The organism is Xanthomonas sp. NCPPB 1068 (genome assembly GCF_041479385.2).
GTDB classification, from domain to species: domain Bacteria; phylum Pseudomonadota; class Gammaproteobacteria; order Xanthomonadales; family Xanthomonadaceae; genus Xanthomonas; species Xanthomonas cannabis.
This window is the reverse complement of sequence record NZ_CM192986.1, coordinates 266,188-283,650: the sequence shown is the minus strand read 5'-3', so window position 1 is coordinate 283,650 and position 17,463 is coordinate 266,188. Positions and strand designations below refer to the sequence as shown.

Here is a 17,463-nt window from a genome sequence, read left to right as displayed (position 1 = left end):
CGTCAACTACATCGCCACGACAGTACCGAAAATACGCCGGGCCGGCTGTATCGCCGGCCGTGGCCGTGCGCGAACCGTTCGCTCACAGCGGCTGCGCTCCTTCGCTGAGGATGTCGAGGTAGGCGTGATAGGCAAAAATACGATGCCGCTGCTGGCCGGTGAGTTCGTTGACGATTTGCAGTTCCTGTAGGGTACGCACTGCAGCGCGGATGGTGGGCGCACTCAATGACAGGCTGGGCGCCACTTGCGGCACCGCCAACACCACGCGCCGGGCGAACTGCTCAAATACCAAGCCGACGTTGCCTGCTCGCTGGCCCAGGGCCGCGATGCGGGCACGGTCGCGTGCCAACAATGCCAACAGGCGCTGCGCGGTATCGACAGCTTGCTGCGCCGTCTCTGCCACGCCATCCAGAAAGAAACCAAGCCATCCTTCCCAGTCACCGTTGATTCGAACTGCATTGAGACGATCGTAGTAATCGGCACGACGACGCTTGAAATACAGACTCAAATAAAGACTGGGCTCGCGCAGCACGTCTTCGCTGCACAGGATCAAGGTAATCAGCAGCCGACCCAAACGCCCATTGCCATCGCTGAAGGGATGGATGGTTTCGAATTGCACGTGGGCAAGCGCTGCCTTCACCAACGGTGGCATCTGGCCCTGCGGCGCATGCAGAAATTGCTCGAGTGCCGACAGCGCGTCGGGCAATGCGTCTGGCGGCGGCGGAACAAAGTGCGCAAGTGCAGGCGAAGCCCCACCCACCCACACCTGACTCCGACGGAATTCACCTGGCTGCTTGCTGGCACCACGCCCCCCCTGCAGCAACAGCGCATGCATTTCGCGGATCAAACGCAGCGATAGCGGGAAATCGTCCTCACGCAGCCGCCGCAAGCCATGGTTGAGGGCCGCGACATAGTTGGAAACTTCCTCGACATCGTCGACAGGCACGCCCGGCGCGGCATCCATTTCAAACAGCAGCAGATCCGAGAGCGATGACTGGGTGCCTTCGATCTGGGATGACAGCAAGGCTTCCTTGCGGATGTACTGGTATAGGAACAGTTCCGGATCCGGCAGCATCAGTGTGATGCCGTCCAGTCGCCCCAACGCCTGGTCGGCGCGCTCCTTGCGTGCCAGCAGTTCCGCTTGTGCGAAATCCAAGGCCGGCACCGGTGGCAACGGATCAGGAACAAAGGCCTGGTAACGGCTCCCTGCGAGAGCGCCCGCAATATAATGCCCGGTGATGCGCTGCCCCATCGTTTTTCCTTACAGACCGCAACCGTTCCTGCAAGGAAACTTAGATACCACTTTTTTATCTAAGCAGCGAGAGCGCCTGGCGTGGAACTATTCCCAGCCAGGCACCATCAGTGCGTCACCAGACCACTTCCGCCATCGAGCAGTTCAGCCCCGAGCCAATGCCCATCAGCGCGATGCGGTCGCCCTTCTTGAGGCGGCCGAGCTCCTTGAGCTTGCTCAGCACGATCGGCACCGAGGCCGGACCGATGTTGCCGTGCTCGCCGAAGATGGTCATGACCTTGGCCGGATCGATACCGAACGACTTCACGAACGAGGCGGTGTGCGGGCGGCTGACCTGGTGGATGACGAACTGGTCCACTTCGTCCACCGCCCAACCCAGCACCTGCTTGGCAGCCACGAAGGTCTTCTGCGCCAGCTTGATGCCTTCGATCAGCAACAGGCGGGTATCGGTGACCATCCGGTCCAGGTTGCCCCGGCACAACTTGTTCCATTCGGTGGCCGAGCGGGTCACGCCGCCCTTGTAGCGCGGGGCATCCGGTACCAGCTCGCTGCGCGCCATCACCATGGCAGCGGCACCGCAGCCCAGGGTCAGGGCGGCCAGTTCGTTGCGGAACTCCTCTTCGGTGACGTCCGGCGAGGTCATCCGCTCCAGGGTCTTTTCATAGACCAGGTTGGCGGTTTCGCCATCGACGACCAGCGCGTAGTCGATCTCGCCGCGCTCGAGCATGCGCGCGGCGATGTCCATGCCGTTGATGAAGGCAAGACAGGCATTGGCCACGTCGAAGGTGACGCAGTGGTCGCCCACGCCCAGGTTGCCGGACACGATGGAGGCGGTGGACGGCTCCAGGTAGTCGCGGCTCACCGAGGTGTTGACCAGCAGGCCGATCTTCTCGATGCCGATCCCGGCATCGACCAGCGCCTTGCGTGCGGCCTGGGTGGCGGCGTCGGAGGCCTGAACATCCTGGTCCCACAAGCGCCGCGCATGGATACCGGCAACGTCGCCCAACACGTCGGTCTTGATCCCGAGGCGGTCGTAGGTCGGTTGCAGGCGCTCGTTGATTTCCTTGGAAGTCAGCGTATGCGGCGCATCAATATGCGCCAGTCCCGCGATGGAGACATTCTGGAAGAGCATCGAAGTAGCGCCATGGCGTCAGGCGAGGGGGCGTTAGTCTAGCTGCTGGCTGGTTTTACCGCATCTTTACATTTGAATGGACGGCGCCCCAGCCCAACGGTTCAGCGCGGCGGGCAGCGGAAGGCGCTGAAACGCTGGCTTCCCTCGGCCGGCTGGCCTTGCGCCTGCACCGCGTTGGCGTTGGCGCCCGGTGCCTCATTGCGCGCCAGGGTTTCCAGCTCCTCCTGCACCCGCAACGGGTTGCGGTTGTAGAAGCCGACCTTGCTCTTGACCGTCACCACCACCTCGCCCTGCTGCTGACAGCCAGCGGGCACAGGGCCTGCGGGCAGGACCTGCACGCTCTTGCCGCTTTGTTCGATCGGTACCCAGGTGCACGCCGCCGTGGTGGTGGCAACCAGAACAGACAACATCAGCACGCGCATACGTCATCAACCTGTGGGCAAAGCCGGATTGTGCCGCACTTGGCCGGCGGCTTCGTGCGCGCTGCGCGCCCAGCACACGCCCCCATTCAGCGCACCCGACCGTGGCGAGACGACCGCGTTCCCGCAGACGCAGCGCCGTCCGCTGCCCACCGTTGCGTCCGGGTGTCCGGACACGGACACCTGTGACTGCAAAAAACACCATGAAAAACAATGACTCCCGGGTGGCATGCGGCTTGCTCAGCTACATACACGCCCAGATGCCTAATCTTGAAGCTGACTTTTAGCTGAACACTTAGTCGAACGACGAAAAAGTCCTTGCGCGCACTGAAACGGTGTACTACCTTACTACCACACCACTGATTAACAACACCAAGAGACCTCGCCATGAAGACCCAGACCCTGCGCATCGCCCTCTCCGCAGCCCTGTTTGCCGGCGCCAGCCTGGCCGGTGTCGCCCAGGCGGCCAAGCTGACCACCCTGGACACCGTCCAGGTCCGCCCGGCCGCCGACCAGATTGCCCAGCAGGCCCTGGAACGCAGCAGCGACATCCGCACCCTGGCCGCCGTGCAGGTGCGCCCCTCCGCCGAACAGGTGGCTGAATTGGCCGCCGAACAGGCTGGCCCGCGCATCGTCACCCTGGCTGCGGTGCAGGTCCGCCCCTCGGCCGACCAGCGCGCCGAACTGGTGGTCCGCAGCGCCGCCGCCACCACCCAGACCGGCGTTGGCCAGGCGGCTGCAGTCGTCGGTGCGTTGATGGGCCAGGTCATCGTCAACCTGCCGGTGCCGCAGCTGCAGCCCTCGCCCGCCGAACTGGAAGCGCTGGTCAGCGCCACCGTCGGCCTTTGAGCACGCGCGCAGCTACACTTGCGCGCATGCCAGCACCCGTCCTCGATGTCATCCTGTTTCAACCGGAAATTCCGCCCAACACGGGCAATGTGATTCGCTTGTGCGCCAATACCGGCGCGCGCCTGCACCTGATCGAGCCGCTGGGCTTCGACCTCAGCGACAAGCAGCTCAAGCGCGCCGGCCTGGACTATCACGAATACGCACCGTTGCAGGTGCATGCCGATCTGCCGGCCGCATTGGCGGCCATCGGTCCCAAGCGTGTCTTCGCGCTGAGTACCCGTAGCACGGTGCGCTATGACACTCCGCAGTTCGCCGATGGCGATGCTTTTCTGTTCGGCCCGGAAACGCGCGGCCTGCCGGCCGAGGTGCTGGAGTCGATCCCGCCGCAGCACCGGCTACGCCTGCCGATGCGCCCGGACAACCGCAGCCTCAATCTGTCCAACACCGTTGCGGTGATGGTGTTCGAAGCCTGGCGGCAGTGGAATTTCGCTGGCGGCCAGTAGCCGCAGATTGCGCGCAACCATACGCGCCGACGCACCCGCGGCCCATGCGCAGGGCCACGTGCACGGTGGGATCTTCAGTGACGCGCATGGATCTCCAACGAAGACTCGCAACCGTGCTGGCTGCCCGGTCGACGGCGAGAGGCACCCATCGACCGGCCCTGGCGGGAACGATGAGGCATGCCACATCATCTGCACGACCGCGGCGCGTCCTGAGACGACAAGACGCGGTTCCGGTCAAACCAAACCTGGCCATCCTCGCCAGCGCAGTGTAGTAACCAAAGCACAAGCTGCAATGGCTGTCGGTCAATCGGCGCGTCCTTGCGCGCACGCCGCGCCGATCACAACACTGTCTGCGCCTGTACCGACGTCGCCGTCTGCAACATGCCGCGGCAACCGGCCCACAACGCCACGGCCAGCAACGCGATCGCGCCCAATGCCAGAAAAGCGATGCGGTAGCCGAAGGCATGCGCCAGCCAACCCCCGAACGCCGGGCTCAGCGCCGCGCCCACGCCCTGCACCGTCATCACCGCACCCTGGCCGACATTCACGCGCCCGGTGCCTTGCAACAACCGCGCCACCAGCGCCGGCACCACCACGCTTTGCAGGCCGGCGCCCAGCCCATCGAGGATCTGCACCGGGAACACGCCCCAGCCATGGATCACCGAGGCCGCCACCAGCGCGCGCAATGGCAACGCCATGAAGGCCACCAGCAGCACCCACCAGTGTCCATGTACCCGAATCCAGCGCATCGCCAACAGTGCAACGACAATCATCGTGGCCTGAGCCACCACGATGGTGGTGGCGGTCAGCGCACTCGGGTCGCCGGCATGCGCCGCCACGATCGCCATGCCGTACAACGGCAGCATCGCCGCATTGCCCAGATGGAACAGCCCCAGCGTGACCGCCAGCAGCGCCAGTGGGCGGCAGGTCAGCAACACGCGCCAGCCACTGAGCGCATCGCCGCCATCGCTGGATGCCAGACCGCGTGCTGCGCGGTGGTCGATCGCTGCGGCTGGAATCGCCAGCACCGCTACCAGTGCCAGAACGCCGAAGACCGCAGTCAGCAGGAACACCGCAGCAAAACCGTAGCGCCAGCCCAACCAGCCGGCCAATACCGCCGCCAGCATGTTGCCGGCGTGGTTGGCCACCTGATTGCGCGCCAGCTGATGGTCGAAGCCGCGCGCATGTACCAGGCCCAGCGTGATGCCGGTCAGCGCCGGGCCGATGCCGGCCGCCGCCAAGGCCGAGGCGATCTGCGCGGCAGCCACGCCCGTCGAGGTCGGGCGCAGCCAGATGAGCGCGGTGGCAAGCAGGATCGCCAGACAGCCGATGACCACCACGGCGCGCTTGCGCCGGGTCGCATCGACCAGCGCGCCGGCCGGCGTGGTGGCGAGCATGCCGGCCATGCCGCCCATGCTCATCACCGTGCCGATCGCCGCCACCGACCAGCCCTTGGATTGCAGGAACACGCTGAGGAAGGGTCCCAGCCCGTCCTGCACATCGGCCACGCTGAAGTGCAGTGCTTCCAGCGCACGTGTGCCGCGCGGCCTGGCCCTGGTCATCGGCATGGCAGTGCTCCGCTGCCGGATGCACTGCCAGCGCATGCACAGACACGCAGGGCACACCGCAGGACACGCATCTCAACCGCACGCGGTGGCTGCATGTCCGGCTCCTAGTGTTTGGGCTTGGGCTTGGGTTTGTGCGCAGGGCCGTGCGGCGGATGCGCAATCTGCTTCAGCGTCGCCGCCTTGCCACCCAAGGCATGGGCATGGATCAGCACACCATGCGGCGTGGCCTTGGTCTCGCCTTCGGCCACCAGCGGCTTGCCGACCACCAGCTGTCTGGCGAAGTCGCCACCGGCATGCGGTGGAAACCGCACCGTGACCGCATCGTCCAGCAGCACGCCGTGCACCTGCCCGTGCGGGCCGTGCAGCAGCCGGGTGATGGTGCCGCTGTGCCGGGTGACCTCCGGCTTGGGCGGCTTGCCGGGCGGCTTGGGCTTGGGTTTGGCATGCGGCCCATGCGGGCCTTCGTCGAGGATGCGTTTGCCGCCATCCGGATCGATCGCCAGCGCCACCAGCATGTCCACGTCGCGCGGCTTGAGGCCACGCACGGTGAGCGTGCTGCCCGGCTTGAGCGCCTTCAGCAACGCGGCCGACAGATGCGGCGGCGTGTGCACCTCGGTGCCGTCGGTGAGCAGCAGGCCGTCGATATCGGCCTTGGGATTGAGCAGGAAACGCGCCAGGGTGCCGTGGGTGGCGGGCAGGAAATCAGGGTCGACCCAATGCATGGAATACTCCGAAGAAGAAACCGGCAGCGCCGGTCAAGCCGTTGGCCACGCGCTCGGCGCGGCCAACGGAGGGAACAACGCACACGAAACGTGCAGTCCGGCTCAACGGCCGGCCGGCGGAACCGGGGCGCCCGGCGGCGGTGGCGGCAGCGGGCCGTCCGGACGCGGCGCGCTGAACAGCGCACGCAGCGAGGCGCGGTCGCGCCCCACCTGGGTGGCCTCGATCGCACGACCGTCCGGGGTGGCCACGCCGAATCCGTTGGCGCTCAGTGGTGCGCCCACGCGCAGCAGGTCGGTGAACTGCAGCGCCAGATGCGGCGGCATCCGCACTACCGTGCCATCGCTGACCAGCGCCCCATGGACCTCGCCGGCCGGCCCATACACCAGGCGCTGGATCGTGCCGTCGGACTGCAGCGGGGTGAGCTGGCCCGGGGTCGGCGGCGGCGGTGGCGGCGCACCGAAGGCGGGTGGGCGGTCGACCACCTCGCGGCCGCTCCGGCCGGAGCGGATCGAGCTGACCCGCAGCACGGGCAGATTCCCCAGGCGGAAGCCCTGCACGACCACGTTGTCGCCGCTACGCACAGCCGCTTTCACCTCGGTGGACAGATGCGGTGGAAACCCGACCTGGGTGCCGTCGCGCAGCCACAGTCCGTCGACTTCGCCATTGGGGTTGAGCAGGAAGCGCTCGACGGTACCGCTCACGCTGACCGGCGTGGCGGCGACGGGGGTCGGCGGGACCGGCGGGCTGCCGACCGGGCCATTGGGGGCCGGCGGCGGTGGCGGGGCGGCAACCTGGGCGGCGGCGGCGCCGATGGTGCAGGCCAGGGCAATTGCAAGAACGGTCTGACGCATCATGGGGATGTCTCCAGCGCGGCGGAAAGGAGCCGCGTGCCGACAAGCAAAGCAGCAATCATGCCAACCTTTAAATCCTTGTTTTTACAAGACTTGTGCAGTCAGATGGCGCAGCGGAGACGTCTGCATTTCATCCACCATGTCCGCTCCGGGGACATCTGCCGGCTGTCTGCGAGCACTCCGCGCGCGTCACAGGCCGTATTCCTCCAGCTTGCGATAGAGCAGTTGCCGGTGGATTCCGAGCCGCCGCGCGGCTTCGGCACGGTTGCCCCGGCTCTGCGCCAGGGCAGACTGGATCATCTGTTTCTCCAGCCGTGCGACGGCCTCCGGCAGGGTTCCGGTCGGCTCCGGCACGATGGCGGGCGGCGGCTCGCTGATCTCGGCCAGTGCCTCGTCCAGATCGGCCGCATCGATGCTGGCTCCGCGCACCAGCACCTGGCTGCGTTGCATGACGTTGCGCAGTTCACGCACGTTGCCGGGCCAGCTGTGCGCGAGCAGGCGCTCCTGCGCGGCAGGCGACAGGCGCTGCGCACGCGCTGCGCTGGCGCCCAGGAAGTGCCTGGCCAGCAGCAGGATGTCCTGGCCACGCTCGCGCAACGGCGGCAGTTCGATCGGCACCACGTTGAGCCGGTACCGCAGATCGCTGCGAAAGCGTCCATCGGCCACGCAGGCCGCCAGGTCGCGATGGGTGGCGGCCAGCACGCGCACATCCACGTTCTGCGGGCCGCTGCCACCCAACGGCGTCACCTCGCCTTCCTGCAGAAACCGCAGCAGCTTGGCCTGCATCGGCAGTGGCATGTCGCCAATCTCGTCCAGGAACAGCGTGCCGCCGTCGGCCTCGCGAATCAGCCCCAGACGGTCGCTGCCGGCGCCGGAAAACGCACCCTTGCGATGGCCGAACAACTCGCTCTCCATCAGCTCCAGCGGAATGGCCGCGCAGTTGACCGCAACGAACGGCGCGTTGGCACGTGGGCTGGCGCGATGCAGCGCGCGTGCGGCCAGCTCCTTGCCGGTACCGGTTTCCCCGGTGATCAACACCGACAACTCGGACGCCGCCGCCAGCCCGATGCGCTTGTGCACCGTGCGCATCGCCGGGCTGTGTCCCACCAGCGCGTCGTCGTCCTCGTCTGACGCACGTGGCGTTTCCGTTGCCGCAGCCTGCGCATCGGCGCGACTGAGCAGCGCACGTTGCACCACCTCGACAATGTCGGCGCGGCCCACCGGCTTGACCAGGTGATCGAAGGCGCCCAGCGTCATCGCCTCGATGGTGTTGCCGCTGGACACATGGGCGGTGAGCATCACCAGCGGCACCTGACGCGCCTGCGCATCGTCCTGGCGCGCACGCAGCACCGCGATGCCGTCCATGCCCGGCATGCGGAAATCCACGAACGCCATGTCGATCCCGCCCTCGCTCAGCCGGGCCAGCCCTTCCGGCCCGTTCTCGGCGGTGATCACGGTGTGCCCGAGCGAGCGCAAGGTGGCCTGCAGGGTCATGCGGAACGCGGCATCGTCGTCGATGATCAGGATGCGCGCCATGGCAGCTCCAGGATGAAATGGGTCAGCCCGTCGGCATGCGCGTAGCGCACCTGCCCGCCATGCGCGCGCGCGATCTCGCGCACCAGCGCCAGCCCCAGGCCATTGCCGTCGCTACGGCCACTGACGAATGGTTCGAACAACTGCGCGGCGATCGCTTCGGCGATTGCAGCGCCGTGGTTGGAGACCTGCAGCTGCAGCGTGCCTTCCACCGCTGCCGCCTGCAGCGTGATCGCACTGCCCGGATCGGCGTGCTGCCCGGCATTGCGCAGCAGGTTGTGCACCGCGCGCCCCAGTTGCTGCGGGTCCAGGGTCCAGTGCAGTGGCGCAGCCGGCAGCAGCAAGCGGGGCGGCGGCGTGCCCGGCGGCAACGGACTCGGCTCCAGCAGCGTGTCCAGCCAGTCCTGCACCACCACCGTCTCCAGGTGCAGGCGGATCGGCTGCACCATGCCGAGCAGGCTCTCGACCACCCCGTCCAGGCGCCGGATCTGCGCCAGCATCATCTCGGCATGGGCCGCCGAGTCGGGGGTGGCCTCGCGCTGGGCGACCTCGTTCTCCACCGCCAGCCGCATCGTGGCGATGGGGTTGCGAATCTCGTGCGCCACCGTGGCAGTCATCCGGCCCAGCGCGGCCAGGCGCTCGTGCCGCGACAGTTCGTCGGCCAACCTGCGCGCCTGCACCAGCGCCTGTGCCGTGCGTTGCGCATAGTCATTGACCGCCGCGCCCAGCCGATCCAGTTCCGGCGTACCGGTTGGCGGGATCTGCGGCGTCTCGGTGTCGGCGGCCAGCGCCTGCTCGATGCGCTGCAGGCGCTGGCGCCAGCGCCGCACCACCACGCCCAGCGCAATGGCCGACACCGCCACCATCGCGAAGATCAACAGCATGCCGACGACCAGCGGCCGCCACGCATCGGCCTTGCTGGCCGGCACCCGCATCATCGTCCATGCCGCACTGCTCGATGCCAACGGACAGGCGCTGATCAACAGGACCTCGCGGCTGCCGTCGCGGCGGTAGTGCACCGGCTTGTCCTCGCTCACGCTCTGCCGCGCGGTGTTGACGATGGTGGTCCATTCCGCAGCAGGAATGTCGGTCTTGTGGTCGCTTCCATCGTAAGTGGGGTACGCGTAGGCAACGAAGCCCTTGTGCAGGTCCCACACACCACCTTCCACACCTGGCGCATCGGCCAGCACCAGATGCACCACCACCGCAGCCAGGCCAACGCCATCGTCGCCGGTACGCGCCGCCTCGCTCGCCCCGGCATAGCGCTGCACGATGCGCGCGCATTGCCCGCTCAATTGCTGCCGCGCTTCCTCCAGCCGCACTCCTTCGGTCTGCCGATACAAGCCGTACAGCATCGTGGCCACGCCCAGACAGGCGGCCACGATCACCACCCAGATCAGCAACAGTTGCCGTAGCAGCGAACGGGGCATGGACGAAGCGACCTGAAGAGGGCGGCCAGTGTGCGCGAGTGCAACTGAATTAACGCAGGTTGGTCTTGACCAGTTCGATCACCTCATCGCCACGCCCGCTCATCACCGCCTTGAGCAGGTACAGCCCCATGCCCTTGGCCTGTTCGAGCTTGATTGCCGGCGGCACCGCCAGTTCCTGGGTGGCGATGCGTACATCCACCAACGCCGGACCAGCATGCGCAAAGGCCTGTCGCAATGCACGTTCCAGCTGCGCCGATTCATCGACACGAATGCCTAGGATGCCCATCGCATTGCTCATCGCGGCAAAGTCCGGATTACGCAGCTCGGTGCCGGTATCCAGATACCCGGCCGCCTTCATCTCCATCGCCACAAATCCCAGCGACGCGTTGTTGAACACGACGATCTTCACCGGCAGATTCAACTGCGCCAACGAAATGAAGTCGCCCATCAGCATCGCAAAGCCGCCATCGCCGGACAGTGAGATCACCTGGCGCCCCGGGAATGCCGCCTGTGCGCCCAGCGCCTGCGGCATCGCGTTGGCCATCGAGCCGTGGTTGAAGGAACCCAGCAGGCGCCGCTTGCCGTTCATGCGCAGGTAGCGTGCCGCCCACACCGTCGGCGTGCCGACATCGCAGGTGAACACCGCATCCTGATCGGCAATCTGGCTGATCAGCCGGGTCACGAACTGCGGGTGCAGCGGCTCGCCCGGGTCGGCCGGCACTGCCAGATCGTCCAGGCCTTCGCGCGCCTTGCGGTAGTGCGCAAGCGATTTTTCAAGGAATCCGCGCTCTTCGCGGCGCTGCAGCTGCGGCAGCAACGCGGCGATGGTTTCGCCGACATCCGCCGCAATGCCCAGCTGCAACGGCGTACGCCGCCCGAGCGCGCTCGGGTCGCGGTCCACCTGCACGATGGTCGCGTCCTTCGGATAGAACTGCCGGTACGGAAAGTCCGTGCCCAGCATGAGCAAGGTGTCGCAATTGAGCATTGCGTGGTAGCCGGAACTGAAGCCGATCAAGCCAGTCATGCCCACATCGAACGGGTTGTCCCATTCCACGTATTCCTTGCCGCGCAGCGCGTGCACGGTGGGCGCGCCCAGCGTATCGGCCAGTGCCACCACCGCATCGTGCGCACCGGCACAGCCGCTGCCGCACAACAAGGTGACCGCCTTGCTCTGCTGCAGCAACTCGGCCAGCTGTTGCACGTCTTGCGCGGCGGGCAGCACGCGTGGCGCACGCAGCGCCGGCCATGCGCTAGACAGGTGCTTGTCCACTTCCAGTAAGGCGATATCGCCGGGAATCACCACCACGGCCACACCCTGCTGCAGGATGGCCGAGCGCATCGCCCGGTGCAGCACCTCCGGCAACTGCGCCGGGTTGGTCACCAACTCCACGAAGTGGCTGCACTCGCGAAACAGCTCCTGCGGATGGGTTTCCTGAAAATAGTTCAGGCCGATCTCCGAGGACGGAATGTGCGCGGCGATCGCCAGCACCGGCTGGCGGCTGCGGTGACAATCGAACAGCCCGTTGATCAGGTGCAGATTGCCCGGCCCGCAGCTTCCCGCGCACACCGCCAATTCACCGGTGACCGCCGCTTCTGCGCCTGCGGCAAATGCGGCAACTTCTTCATGGCGCACGTGCATCCACTCGATGGTCTGCATCTCGCGCAGCGCGTCGGTCAGGCCGTTGAGGCTGTCGCCGGTCACACCCCAGATCCGCTCCACCCCCGCGCTCTGCAGCGTCTCGGCCAGAAACCGCGCCAACGTCTTCTTCTTCGCCACGATGCAGCTCCGCACTCATCCAGGAGCGTGCAATGCTCCCAGCGGCGATGTCAGTACAATGTGCTGACATGCGAAAGCAGCGGGAATTGCGGGGATTTTGCATTTCTGCACACGCATCTCACATTTGCGCCGCATAAGCGTCATGCCGTCACGCTTCACGCGTGCGCTACGCGCATCGCCTGAGCGCCACAAGAAAGCGCAGCTGAATCTGGCGCGATGATTCATTCACTGGTCAGTCCAGAATTCATGTCGCGTTCCATCGAATAACGGAGAATTTACATCTCGGCAGCGAACGGCATCCGCCTCAGCGCCGGCCCAAACCATAAGTACAGGTATCGATCATGAAGAACTCACTGCTGGCCCTCGGCCTCCTCGCAGCCCTGCCGTTTGCGGCCTCCGCTGCTGAAAATCTCTCCTACAACTTCGTCGAAGGCGACTATGTGCGCACGCCGACCGAAGGTCGCGACGCCGACGGTTGGGGCCTGAAGGCCTCCTACGCCGTTGCTCCGAACTTCCACGTGTTCGGCGATTACAGCAAGCAGAACGCTGACGACAACGACAACGTGTTCGAAAGCTCCAACTCCGACTTCCAGCAGTGGGGCGTGGGCGTGGGCTACAACCACGAGATCGCCACCAGCACCGACTTCGTTGCGCGCGTTGCCTACCGCAAGCTGGACCTGGACACCCCGAACATCAGCTTCGACGGCTACAGCGTGGAAGCCGGTCTGCGTAACGCCTTTGGCGAGCACTTCGAAGTCTATGCCCTGGCTGGCTACGAAGACTTCTCCAAGAAGCGCGGCATCGACATCGGCGACAACTTCTACGGCCGCCTCGGCGCCCAGGTGAAGTTGAACCAGAACTGGGGCATCAACGGCGACATCCGTATGGATGGCGACGGCAACAAGGAATGGTCGGTCGGCCCGCGCTTCAGCTGGTAAGCCGCACGTTTGACTGCAGCGCGACTCTCTCCCGCGCTGCATTGGAAGCCCGGTCCCCCGACCGGGCTTCTTTCTTTTGTGCGATCGGTGAAGCCAGGAGCGGTTGGCGTCAGACGCCGCATTCGGCGTGGCGTTCGGGCAACGCACCGCGTGCATATCGCGATCGCAGCGCCATCGCCATCGCCATCGCCATCGCCATCGCCATCGCCATGGTCGGTTACAGCAAAAAGCCCGGCAGTGCCGGGCTTTTGCATTCTGCGCAGCGCACGCGGCGCGCTGGGTCACTCAGGTAAACAAGGTGTGCGGGTACTCGGGCTTGCGCTCGCGTGCCAGCAGGCCTTTCAAGCCGGCCTCCGGCGTGATTTCGCCGTGCAGGACGGCGCGCACCGCATTGGAGATCGGCAGTTCGATGCCATGCTGCTCGGCTTGCCGCATCACCTCGTCGGCGGTCTGCACCGACTCGACCACCTGGCCGATCTCGCGGATTGCATCGGTCAAGCTCTGCCCACGCCCCAACGCCAATCCGAGCCGCCGGTTGCGCGATAGATCGCCGGTGCAGGTGAGCACCAGATCGCCCAGGCCAGCCAAGCCCATCAAGGTCTCCGGACGCGCGCCGATCGCCGCAGCCAACCGCAACATCTCGTTCAAGCCACGGGTGATCAGGCCGGCACGCGCATTGAGGCCGAGCTGCATGCCATCGGCTACACCGGTCGCCACGGCCAGCACGTTCTTCATGGCGCCGCCGAGCTCGGCGCCCACCATGTCATCGCCGGTATAGGCGCGGAAGGCGGGGCCATGCATGGCATCGGCCACGACCTGTGCAAACGCGGCATCGTCACCGTGCACGGTGATGGCGGTCGGCAGGCCGAGCGTGACTTCCTTGGCGAAGGACGGCCCGGTCACCACGGCCAGCGGAATGGCCGGGCCGAGCAGATCGCGCGCCACTTCATGCAGAAACCGCCCGGACCCGGGCTCGAAGCCCTTGGTTGCCCACGCCACGCCGGCGTTGGCCGGACGCAGCGGTGCAATCAGCCGGATGGTTTCGGTGAAGGCATGCGAAGGCACCACCACCAGGATCCAGGCGGCATCGGCAATCGCCGCCTGCAGGTCGGTGGTGGCACGCAGGCTGTCGGGCAGTGGAATGCCCGGCAGGTAACGCGCGTTCTCGTGGGTGCGGTCGATGGTGTCCACCATCGCCGCATCGCGTCCCCACAGCACGGTCGGATGACCGTGCCTGGCGAGCAGCGCAGCCAACGCCGTGCCCCAGGAGCCGGCGCCGAGCACGGCGATTTTCCGGGTCGACTCGCTCATCGGCGCAGACAGTGCTTAGGCGTTGCCAGCCGGCTCGGAATCGGCCAGCGAGGTGCCTTCGCCCTGACGCTGACGCAGGGTTTCTGCGTACAGCGCTTCGAAATTGATCGGCTGCAGGTAGAACGGCGGGAAGCCGCCGGCCTGGATCAGGTCGCTGACCAGGGTGCGCACGTACGGGAACAGGATGTTCGGGCACTGCGTGCCGAGCAGCACGTCGATCGCCTGCGGCTCCAGGCCGACCAGACCGAACACGCCGGCCTGCTGCACTTCGGCCACGTAGGCGGTCTTGCCACCGGCGGTGCAGGTCAGGGTCACGGCCAGCACGACTTCGAAGGCGTTGTCGTTGAGGCGCTGCACCTTCTGGTTGAGGTTCAGCTGCAGCTCGGGCTGGTTGGCGTCATTGAAGACAGCCGGTGCATTCGGCGATTCGAAGGACACGTCCTTGACGTAAATCTTTTCGATGGTGAAGGCAGGGCCAGCAGCGGCGTCGGCCGGCGCAGCGGCGCCGTTGAGGATTTCGTCGGACATTCCTAACTCCAGAAACGGTTCGGTGGATGCAGCGTTGAGTGATGCAGACGTGAAAGTGCAAGTCTCTCATGCCAGCAATGGGGGCTTACGGGGGACCGCACAAGGCGGGTCAGCGGCCCTTGATCAGTGGCAGCTCGGCCATCTGCCAGGCAGCAATGCCACCTTCGAGCCAGTACACCTTCTCGAAGCCGGCTTTCTTCAGCGTCTTGGCCGCACCTGCAGAGGTGTTGCCGCTGCGGCAGACCACCACCACGGGAGACGCCTTGGCATTGGCCAGCAGCTTGCTGGCCGGGTCGAACTTGGCCAGCGCCACGTTGCGGCTGCCGGCGATATGGCCTTTTTCGAAATCGGCGGTCGGCGACAGGTCGATCACCAGCGCGTCTTCGCTGTTGATCAGGCGGGTCAGCTCGGCCGGCTTGAGTGCGCGGTACCCACGGAACAGGCGCGCGACCTCGGTGACGATCAGGGCGATGGTCAGGCCCACCAGGGCCAGCGACAACATGGGGTTGCGGCCGACAAAGGCCTGCAGCTCTTCGAAATTCACGGGGTCAGGGTCAGTCAAGCGGGCGGGAATTGTCGCACAGCTGGCGCACGCGACGGCCAGCGCGGGCAGGGCCGGGCTATTGGCCCTTCCACAGGTCGGGCAGGCCGCTGGCCAGCCACCAGCGTTTGTGCTCGGCGTCCCAGCGCCACAGCTCGATGCTGCGCACCAACCGCTCGGCCTGGGTATTTCGGTTGATCACGCGCAGTTCGACCTCGCGGCGCAGGTCGCCATTGGCGTCTTCGCCCACGCGCAGCTCGCGGTAACCGGAAATCTGCACCTGCTCGTAGCGCGAACGTTCCAGGTCGCTGAGCGGATGCGCCTGCGCATAGGTTGGTTCGACAAACCCCTGCGCAGCATCGAAATCGCTCCAGCGCACTGCCGCCGTGTAGGCGGCCTGGGTGGTTTCCAGCGCGCGCGCCTGGGCGCGGCTGCCCGCGCTGGCCACCCCGCTCAGCGTCGCCAGCCCCAGCAGGACGAGTGCTCCAATAACTGCACGCATGCGTAATCCCCCTTCCATCCAGCCCGCATCCTACCGTTTTGGAAACGCCACGAAGCGCCCGCTCAACGTGGCCGCTGCCGCGCCGGACCCCAGCGCGATCTGCGCGCGCATGCCGATACGCGCCTTGCCGCGCTGCCGGAAGGTGGACAGAAACGCATCCCAGCCGCCCAGCTCGGCCGGCTCGGCGTCGGCCACGAGTTCTTCGTAGACCGGCGCGACGTAGCGCAGCTGGCTATCGGCGACATACACGTCGGCTTCGTGCCCGGCCAGCTGCAGTTGCAGCGTCAGCCACCCCCAGCTGGCCAGGGTCATCAACGAGGCCAGGCTGCCGCCGAACGCATTGGCCTTGTCGTTGACGTTGGCCTGCAGCGGCGCGCGCAGGCGCAGCGCGCCGTCGTGCAGCCCGTCGACGGCAATGCCCATCGACAGCACCGGCGGCATGGCGATGAACTGCTGCTGCAGCGACTGCAGGGCGGAAACGAGCGTGCACGAAGGAGTCATCGGAAAGGCAGGAAGACGGCGAAGGGCGGCATCATGCCGCAATGTCCGGCAAGCGTCTTGTGCTGTTCGATGACATGCGGTACCGCATGGTGAACGCGTGCAGCATTGCGGTGCGCGTCGTGTCGCCGATGCCGCATCGAATAGGAGCGCTTGCCCGCGCCAATCGCCGGCGGACACCACGCACTGCACACGCAGGTGCAGCCCGCACGCGCGCTCCGTGCGCATGCGCGACGGCTCCGCCATCGGCAATGCGCACGCGTGCTGCAGCGGTGTTTCAGGGTGCGAACCCCACCTTGCGATAGCCTTGCGCCACGCGCAACAGGGCCGTCGCCTTGGCCTTCCAGTGCGCGCTGCGTTGCTTCTGCGCCTGGGTCAGCGGTGCGTCGATGGTGCTGGTGAACACGATCTGCTCCGGCGCTGCGTGGAAGAACTTGTCCTGGATGCAGGCCGCCGGCGACAGCTGGTAGGTGGATAGCTGCTGCGCCACCGGCGATTCGTTCCAGCCGAACAGGAAGATGTCGGCCATGGTGTGCCAGCGCGTCTGCGCCGCCAGCAGCAGGCGCGCCGCATCGCGGCTGATGATCAACGCACCGGCGCACACCGGCCAGCAATGCTGGTGGGGCGATGGACGCACCAGGCGCAGCTGGCGCCCGGCGACGTCGGCGACCTTGGCATCGAGCTTGATCCGGTTGTAGGACGGCTCCAGCCGCACGATGCTGTTGCCCGGCGGGAGCCAGTCGGTGCTGCGCAACAGCGCCGGCAGCGCATCGGACAGATGCATGTCGTCTTCGAAGATGGCGGTGTAGGCATCGTCGGACTCGGCCGCGATACGCCACGCGGCGTGGTGGCTCAAAAAGCAGCCGATATTGGAGGCGGTCCATCTCCGGGGGCCGGCGCTGTAGGCATCGCCGGATCCCTCGAGCGGGCGCTCGCGCACGAAATCGGCGATCTGCTCCGGGCTCAAGGTGGCGCCATCGACGGCCGGAAGACGCTCGAACGGCAGGCCAAGCGCCTGGAACCGTGCCGACATCGCCTGCAGACGGTCGCCGCTGCGCTGCATGTTGATGAGGTAGGACTTGATCACGCGCCGCTCCAGCTCGATTGT

The 17,463-nt window shown here is 66.3% G+C and carries 18 protein-coding genes; 3 read left to right on the top strand and 15 right to left on the bottom strand.

The annotated features are described in order from the left end of the window. Positions 1–82: 82 nt before the first annotated feature. The 3 genes from ACCQ12_RS01230 to ACCQ12_RS01220 all read right to left on the bottom strand — a co-directional run bounded on the left by ACCQ12_RS01230 (position 83) and on the right by ACCQ12_RS01220 (position 2,806). Positions 83–1,252 (bottom strand): Fic family protein, encoded by a 1,170-nt coding sequence (locus ACCQ12_RS01230; protein WP_372382739.1) that lies wholly within the window; start codon positions 1,250–1,252, stop codon positions 83–85. Between the two features lie 115 nt (positions 1,253–1,367). Continuing rightward, the gene (locus ACCQ12_RS01225; RefSeq protein WP_372361926.1) at positions 1,368–2,384 is read right to left on the bottom strand and encodes a 3-oxoacyl-ACP synthase III; all 1,017 of its coding nucleotides are present in this window, start codon (positions 2,382–2,384) and stop codon (positions 1,368–1,370) included. 101 nt (positions 2,385–2,485) lie between these two features. After that, complete coding sequence (locus ACCQ12_RS01220; protein WP_039406865.1) at positions 2,486–2,806, bottom strand: DUF4156 domain-containing protein; 321 nt, start codon at positions 2,804–2,806, stop codon at positions 2,486–2,488. Positions 2,807–3,190: 384 nt separating this feature from the next. Here ACCQ12_RS01220 and ACCQ12_RS01215 point away from each other — a divergent pair, with 384 nt between their 5' ends. Together ACCQ12_RS01215 and ACCQ12_RS01210 are read left to right on the top strand one after the other, a co-directional pair. Further along, complete coding sequence (locus ACCQ12_RS01215; protein ID WP_372382738.1) at positions 3,191–3,652, top strand: XAC0231 family protein; 462 nt, start codon at positions 3,191–3,193, stop codon at positions 3,650–3,652. Positions 3,653–3,678: 26 nt separating this feature from the next. Then, complete coding sequence (locus ACCQ12_RS01210) at positions 3,679–4,155, top strand: tRNA (cytidine(34)-2'-O)-methyltransferase (RefSeq protein ID WP_039406870.1); 477 nt, start codon at positions 3,679–3,681, stop codon at positions 4,153–4,155. 338 nt (positions 4,156–4,493) lie between these two features. Here the strand turns inward: ACCQ12_RS01210 and ACCQ12_RS01205 are convergent, their stop codons facing one another. From ACCQ12_RS01205 to poxB, 6 genes are all read right to left on the bottom strand, one after another. Beyond that, a complete protein-coding gene (locus ACCQ12_RS01205) occupies positions 4,494–5,723 on the bottom strand; it encodes an MFS transporter (protein ID WP_179453376.1) in 1,230 nt (409 codons plus the stop codon). Between the two features lie 104 nt (positions 5,724–5,827). Further along, positions 5,828–6,445 carry a hypothetical protein gene (locus tag ACCQ12_RS01200; protein WP_047694412.1) on the bottom strand — a complete coding sequence of 206 codons (618 nt, stop codon included), beginning with the start codon at positions 6,443–6,445 and terminating at the stop codon, positions 5,828–5,830. Between the two features lie 102 nt (positions 6,446–6,547). After that, positions 6,548–7,300: a hypothetical protein gene (locus tag ACCQ12_RS01195; protein WP_104580230.1), complete on the bottom strand. Its 753-nt coding sequence runs from the start codon at positions 7,298–7,300 to the stop codon at positions 6,548–6,550. Between the two features lie 186 nt (positions 7,301–7,486). Further along, a complete protein-coding gene (locus ACCQ12_RS01190; RefSeq protein ID WP_372382737.1) occupies positions 7,487–8,833 on the bottom strand; it encodes a sigma-54-dependent transcriptional regulator in 1,347 nt (448 codons plus the stop codon). Next, positions 8,818–10,260, bottom strand: coding sequence for a sensor histidine kinase (locus ACCQ12_RS01185; RefSeq protein WP_372382736.1), 1,443 nt, complete (start codon positions 10,258–10,260; stop codon positions 8,818–8,820). Before ACCQ12_RS01185 ends, ACCQ12_RS01190 begins: the two co-directional genes overlap by 16 nt. Positions 10,261–10,309: 49 nt before the next feature. Beyond that, a complete protein-coding gene (gene poxB / locus ACCQ12_RS01180) occupies positions 10,310–12,019 on the bottom strand; it encodes a ubiquinone-dependent pyruvate dehydrogenase (protein ID WP_372383528.1) in 1,710 nt (569 codons plus the stop codon). Between the two features lie 359 nt (positions 12,020–12,378). On the opposite strand from poxB, the gene ACCQ12_RS01175 reads away from it, so the two are divergent. Further along, entirely contained in the window at positions 12,379–12,975 is a 597-nt protein-coding gene (locus ACCQ12_RS01175; protein ID WP_039415115.1) for an OmpO family porin, read from the top strand. A gap of 285 nt (positions 12,976–13,260) precedes the next feature. Here ACCQ12_RS01175 and ACCQ12_RS01170 read toward each other — a convergent pair whose 3' ends face one another. The 6 genes from ACCQ12_RS01170 to ACCQ12_RS01145 form a co-directional block, all read right to left on the bottom strand. Continuing rightward, positions 13,261–14,286: an NAD(P)H-dependent glycerol-3-phosphate dehydrogenase gene (locus tag ACCQ12_RS01170; protein WP_104580233.1), complete on the bottom strand. Its 1,026-nt coding sequence runs from the start codon at positions 14,284–14,286 to the stop codon at positions 13,261–13,263. Positions 14,287–14,301: 15 nt separating this feature from the next. Continuing rightward, complete coding sequence (gene secB / locus ACCQ12_RS01165) at positions 14,302–14,814, bottom strand: protein-export chaperone SecB (protein WP_039565876.1); 513 nt, start codon at positions 14,812–14,814, stop codon at positions 14,302–14,304. A gap of 109 nt (positions 14,815–14,923) precedes the next feature. Beyond that, on the bottom strand, positions 14,924–15,358 hold the full coding sequence (locus tag ACCQ12_RS01160; RefSeq protein ID WP_005992735.1) for a rhodanese-like domain-containing protein: 435 nt from the start codon (positions 15,356–15,358) through the stop codon (positions 14,924–14,926). A gap of 76 nt (positions 15,359–15,434) precedes the next feature. Beyond that, positions 15,435–15,857 (bottom strand): hypothetical protein, encoded by a 423-nt coding sequence (locus ACCQ12_RS01155; RefSeq protein WP_104580234.1) that lies wholly within the window; start codon positions 15,855–15,857, stop codon positions 15,435–15,437. A 30-nt stretch (positions 15,858–15,887) separates the two neighbouring features. Further along, positions 15,888–16,358 (bottom strand): YiiD C-terminal domain-containing protein, encoded by a 471-nt coding sequence (locus ACCQ12_RS01150; RefSeq protein ID WP_039565878.1) that lies wholly within the window; start codon positions 16,356–16,358, stop codon positions 15,888–15,890. A gap of 274 nt (positions 16,359–16,632) precedes the next feature. Further along, entirely contained in the window at positions 16,633–17,442 is an 810-nt protein-coding gene (locus tag ACCQ12_RS01145; RefSeq protein WP_047696395.1) for a glycosyltransferase family 25 protein, read from the bottom strand. Positions 17,443–17,463: the final 21 nt, after the last annotated feature.

Coding starts and splice junctions, on each gene's coding strand:
- ACCQ12_RS01155 (WP_104580234.1), bottom strand. CDS start 15,857: ATGCGTGCAGTTATTGGAGCACTCGTCCTGCTGGGGCTGGCGACGCTG.
- ACCQ12_RS01205 (WP_179453376.1), bottom strand. CDS start 5,723: ATGCCGATGACCAGGGCCAGGCCGCGCGGCACACGTGCGCTGGAAGCA.
- ACCQ12_RS01225 (WP_372361926.1), bottom strand. CDS start 2,384: ATGCTCTTCCAGAATGTCTCCATCGCGGGACTGGCGCATATTGATGCG.
- ACCQ12_RS01215 (WP_372382738.1), top strand. CDS start 3,191: ATGAAGACCCAGACCCTGCGCATCGCCCTCTCCGCAGCCCTGTTTGCC.
- ACCQ12_RS01220 (WP_039406865.1), bottom strand. CDS start 2,806: ATGCGCGTGCTGATGTTGTCTGTTCTGGTTGCCACCACCACGGCGGCG.
- ACCQ12_RS01175 (WP_039415115.1), top strand. CDS start 12,379: ATGAAGAACTCACTGCTGGCCCTCGGCCTCCTCGCAGCCCTGCCGTTT.
- ACCQ12_RS01185 (WP_372382736.1), bottom strand. CDS start 10,260: ATGCCCCGTTCGCTGCTACGGCAACTGTTGCTGATCTGGGTGGTGATC.
- ACCQ12_RS01230 (WP_372382739.1), bottom strand. CDS start 1,252: ATGGGGCAGCGCATCACCGGGCATTATATTGCGGGCGCTCTCGCAGGG.
- secB (WP_039565876.1), bottom strand. CDS start 14,814: ATGTCCGACGAAATCCTCAACGGCGCCGCTGCGCCGGCCGACGCCGCT.
- ACCQ12_RS01195 (WP_104580230.1), bottom strand. CDS start 7,300: ATGATGCGTCAGACCGTTCTTGCAATTGCCCTGGCCTGCACCATCGGC.
- ACCQ12_RS01190 (WP_372382737.1), bottom strand. CDS start 8,833: ATGGCGCGCATCCTGATCATCGACGACGATGCCGCGTTCCGCATGACC.
- ACCQ12_RS01200 (WP_047694412.1), bottom strand. CDS start 6,445: ATGCATTGGGTCGACCCTGATTTCCTGCCCGCCACCCACGGCACCCTG.
- ACCQ12_RS01210 (WP_039406870.1), top strand. CDS start 3,679: ATGCCAGCACCCGTCCTCGATGTCATCCTGTTTCAACCGGAAATTCCG.
- ACCQ12_RS01150 (WP_039565878.1), bottom strand. CDS start 16,358: ATGACTCCTTCGTGCACGCTCGTTTCCGCCCTGCAGTCGCTGCAGCAG.
- ACCQ12_RS01170 (WP_104580233.1), bottom strand. CDS start 14,286: ATGAGCGAGTCGACCCGGAAAATCGCCGTGCTCGGCGCCGGCTCCTGG.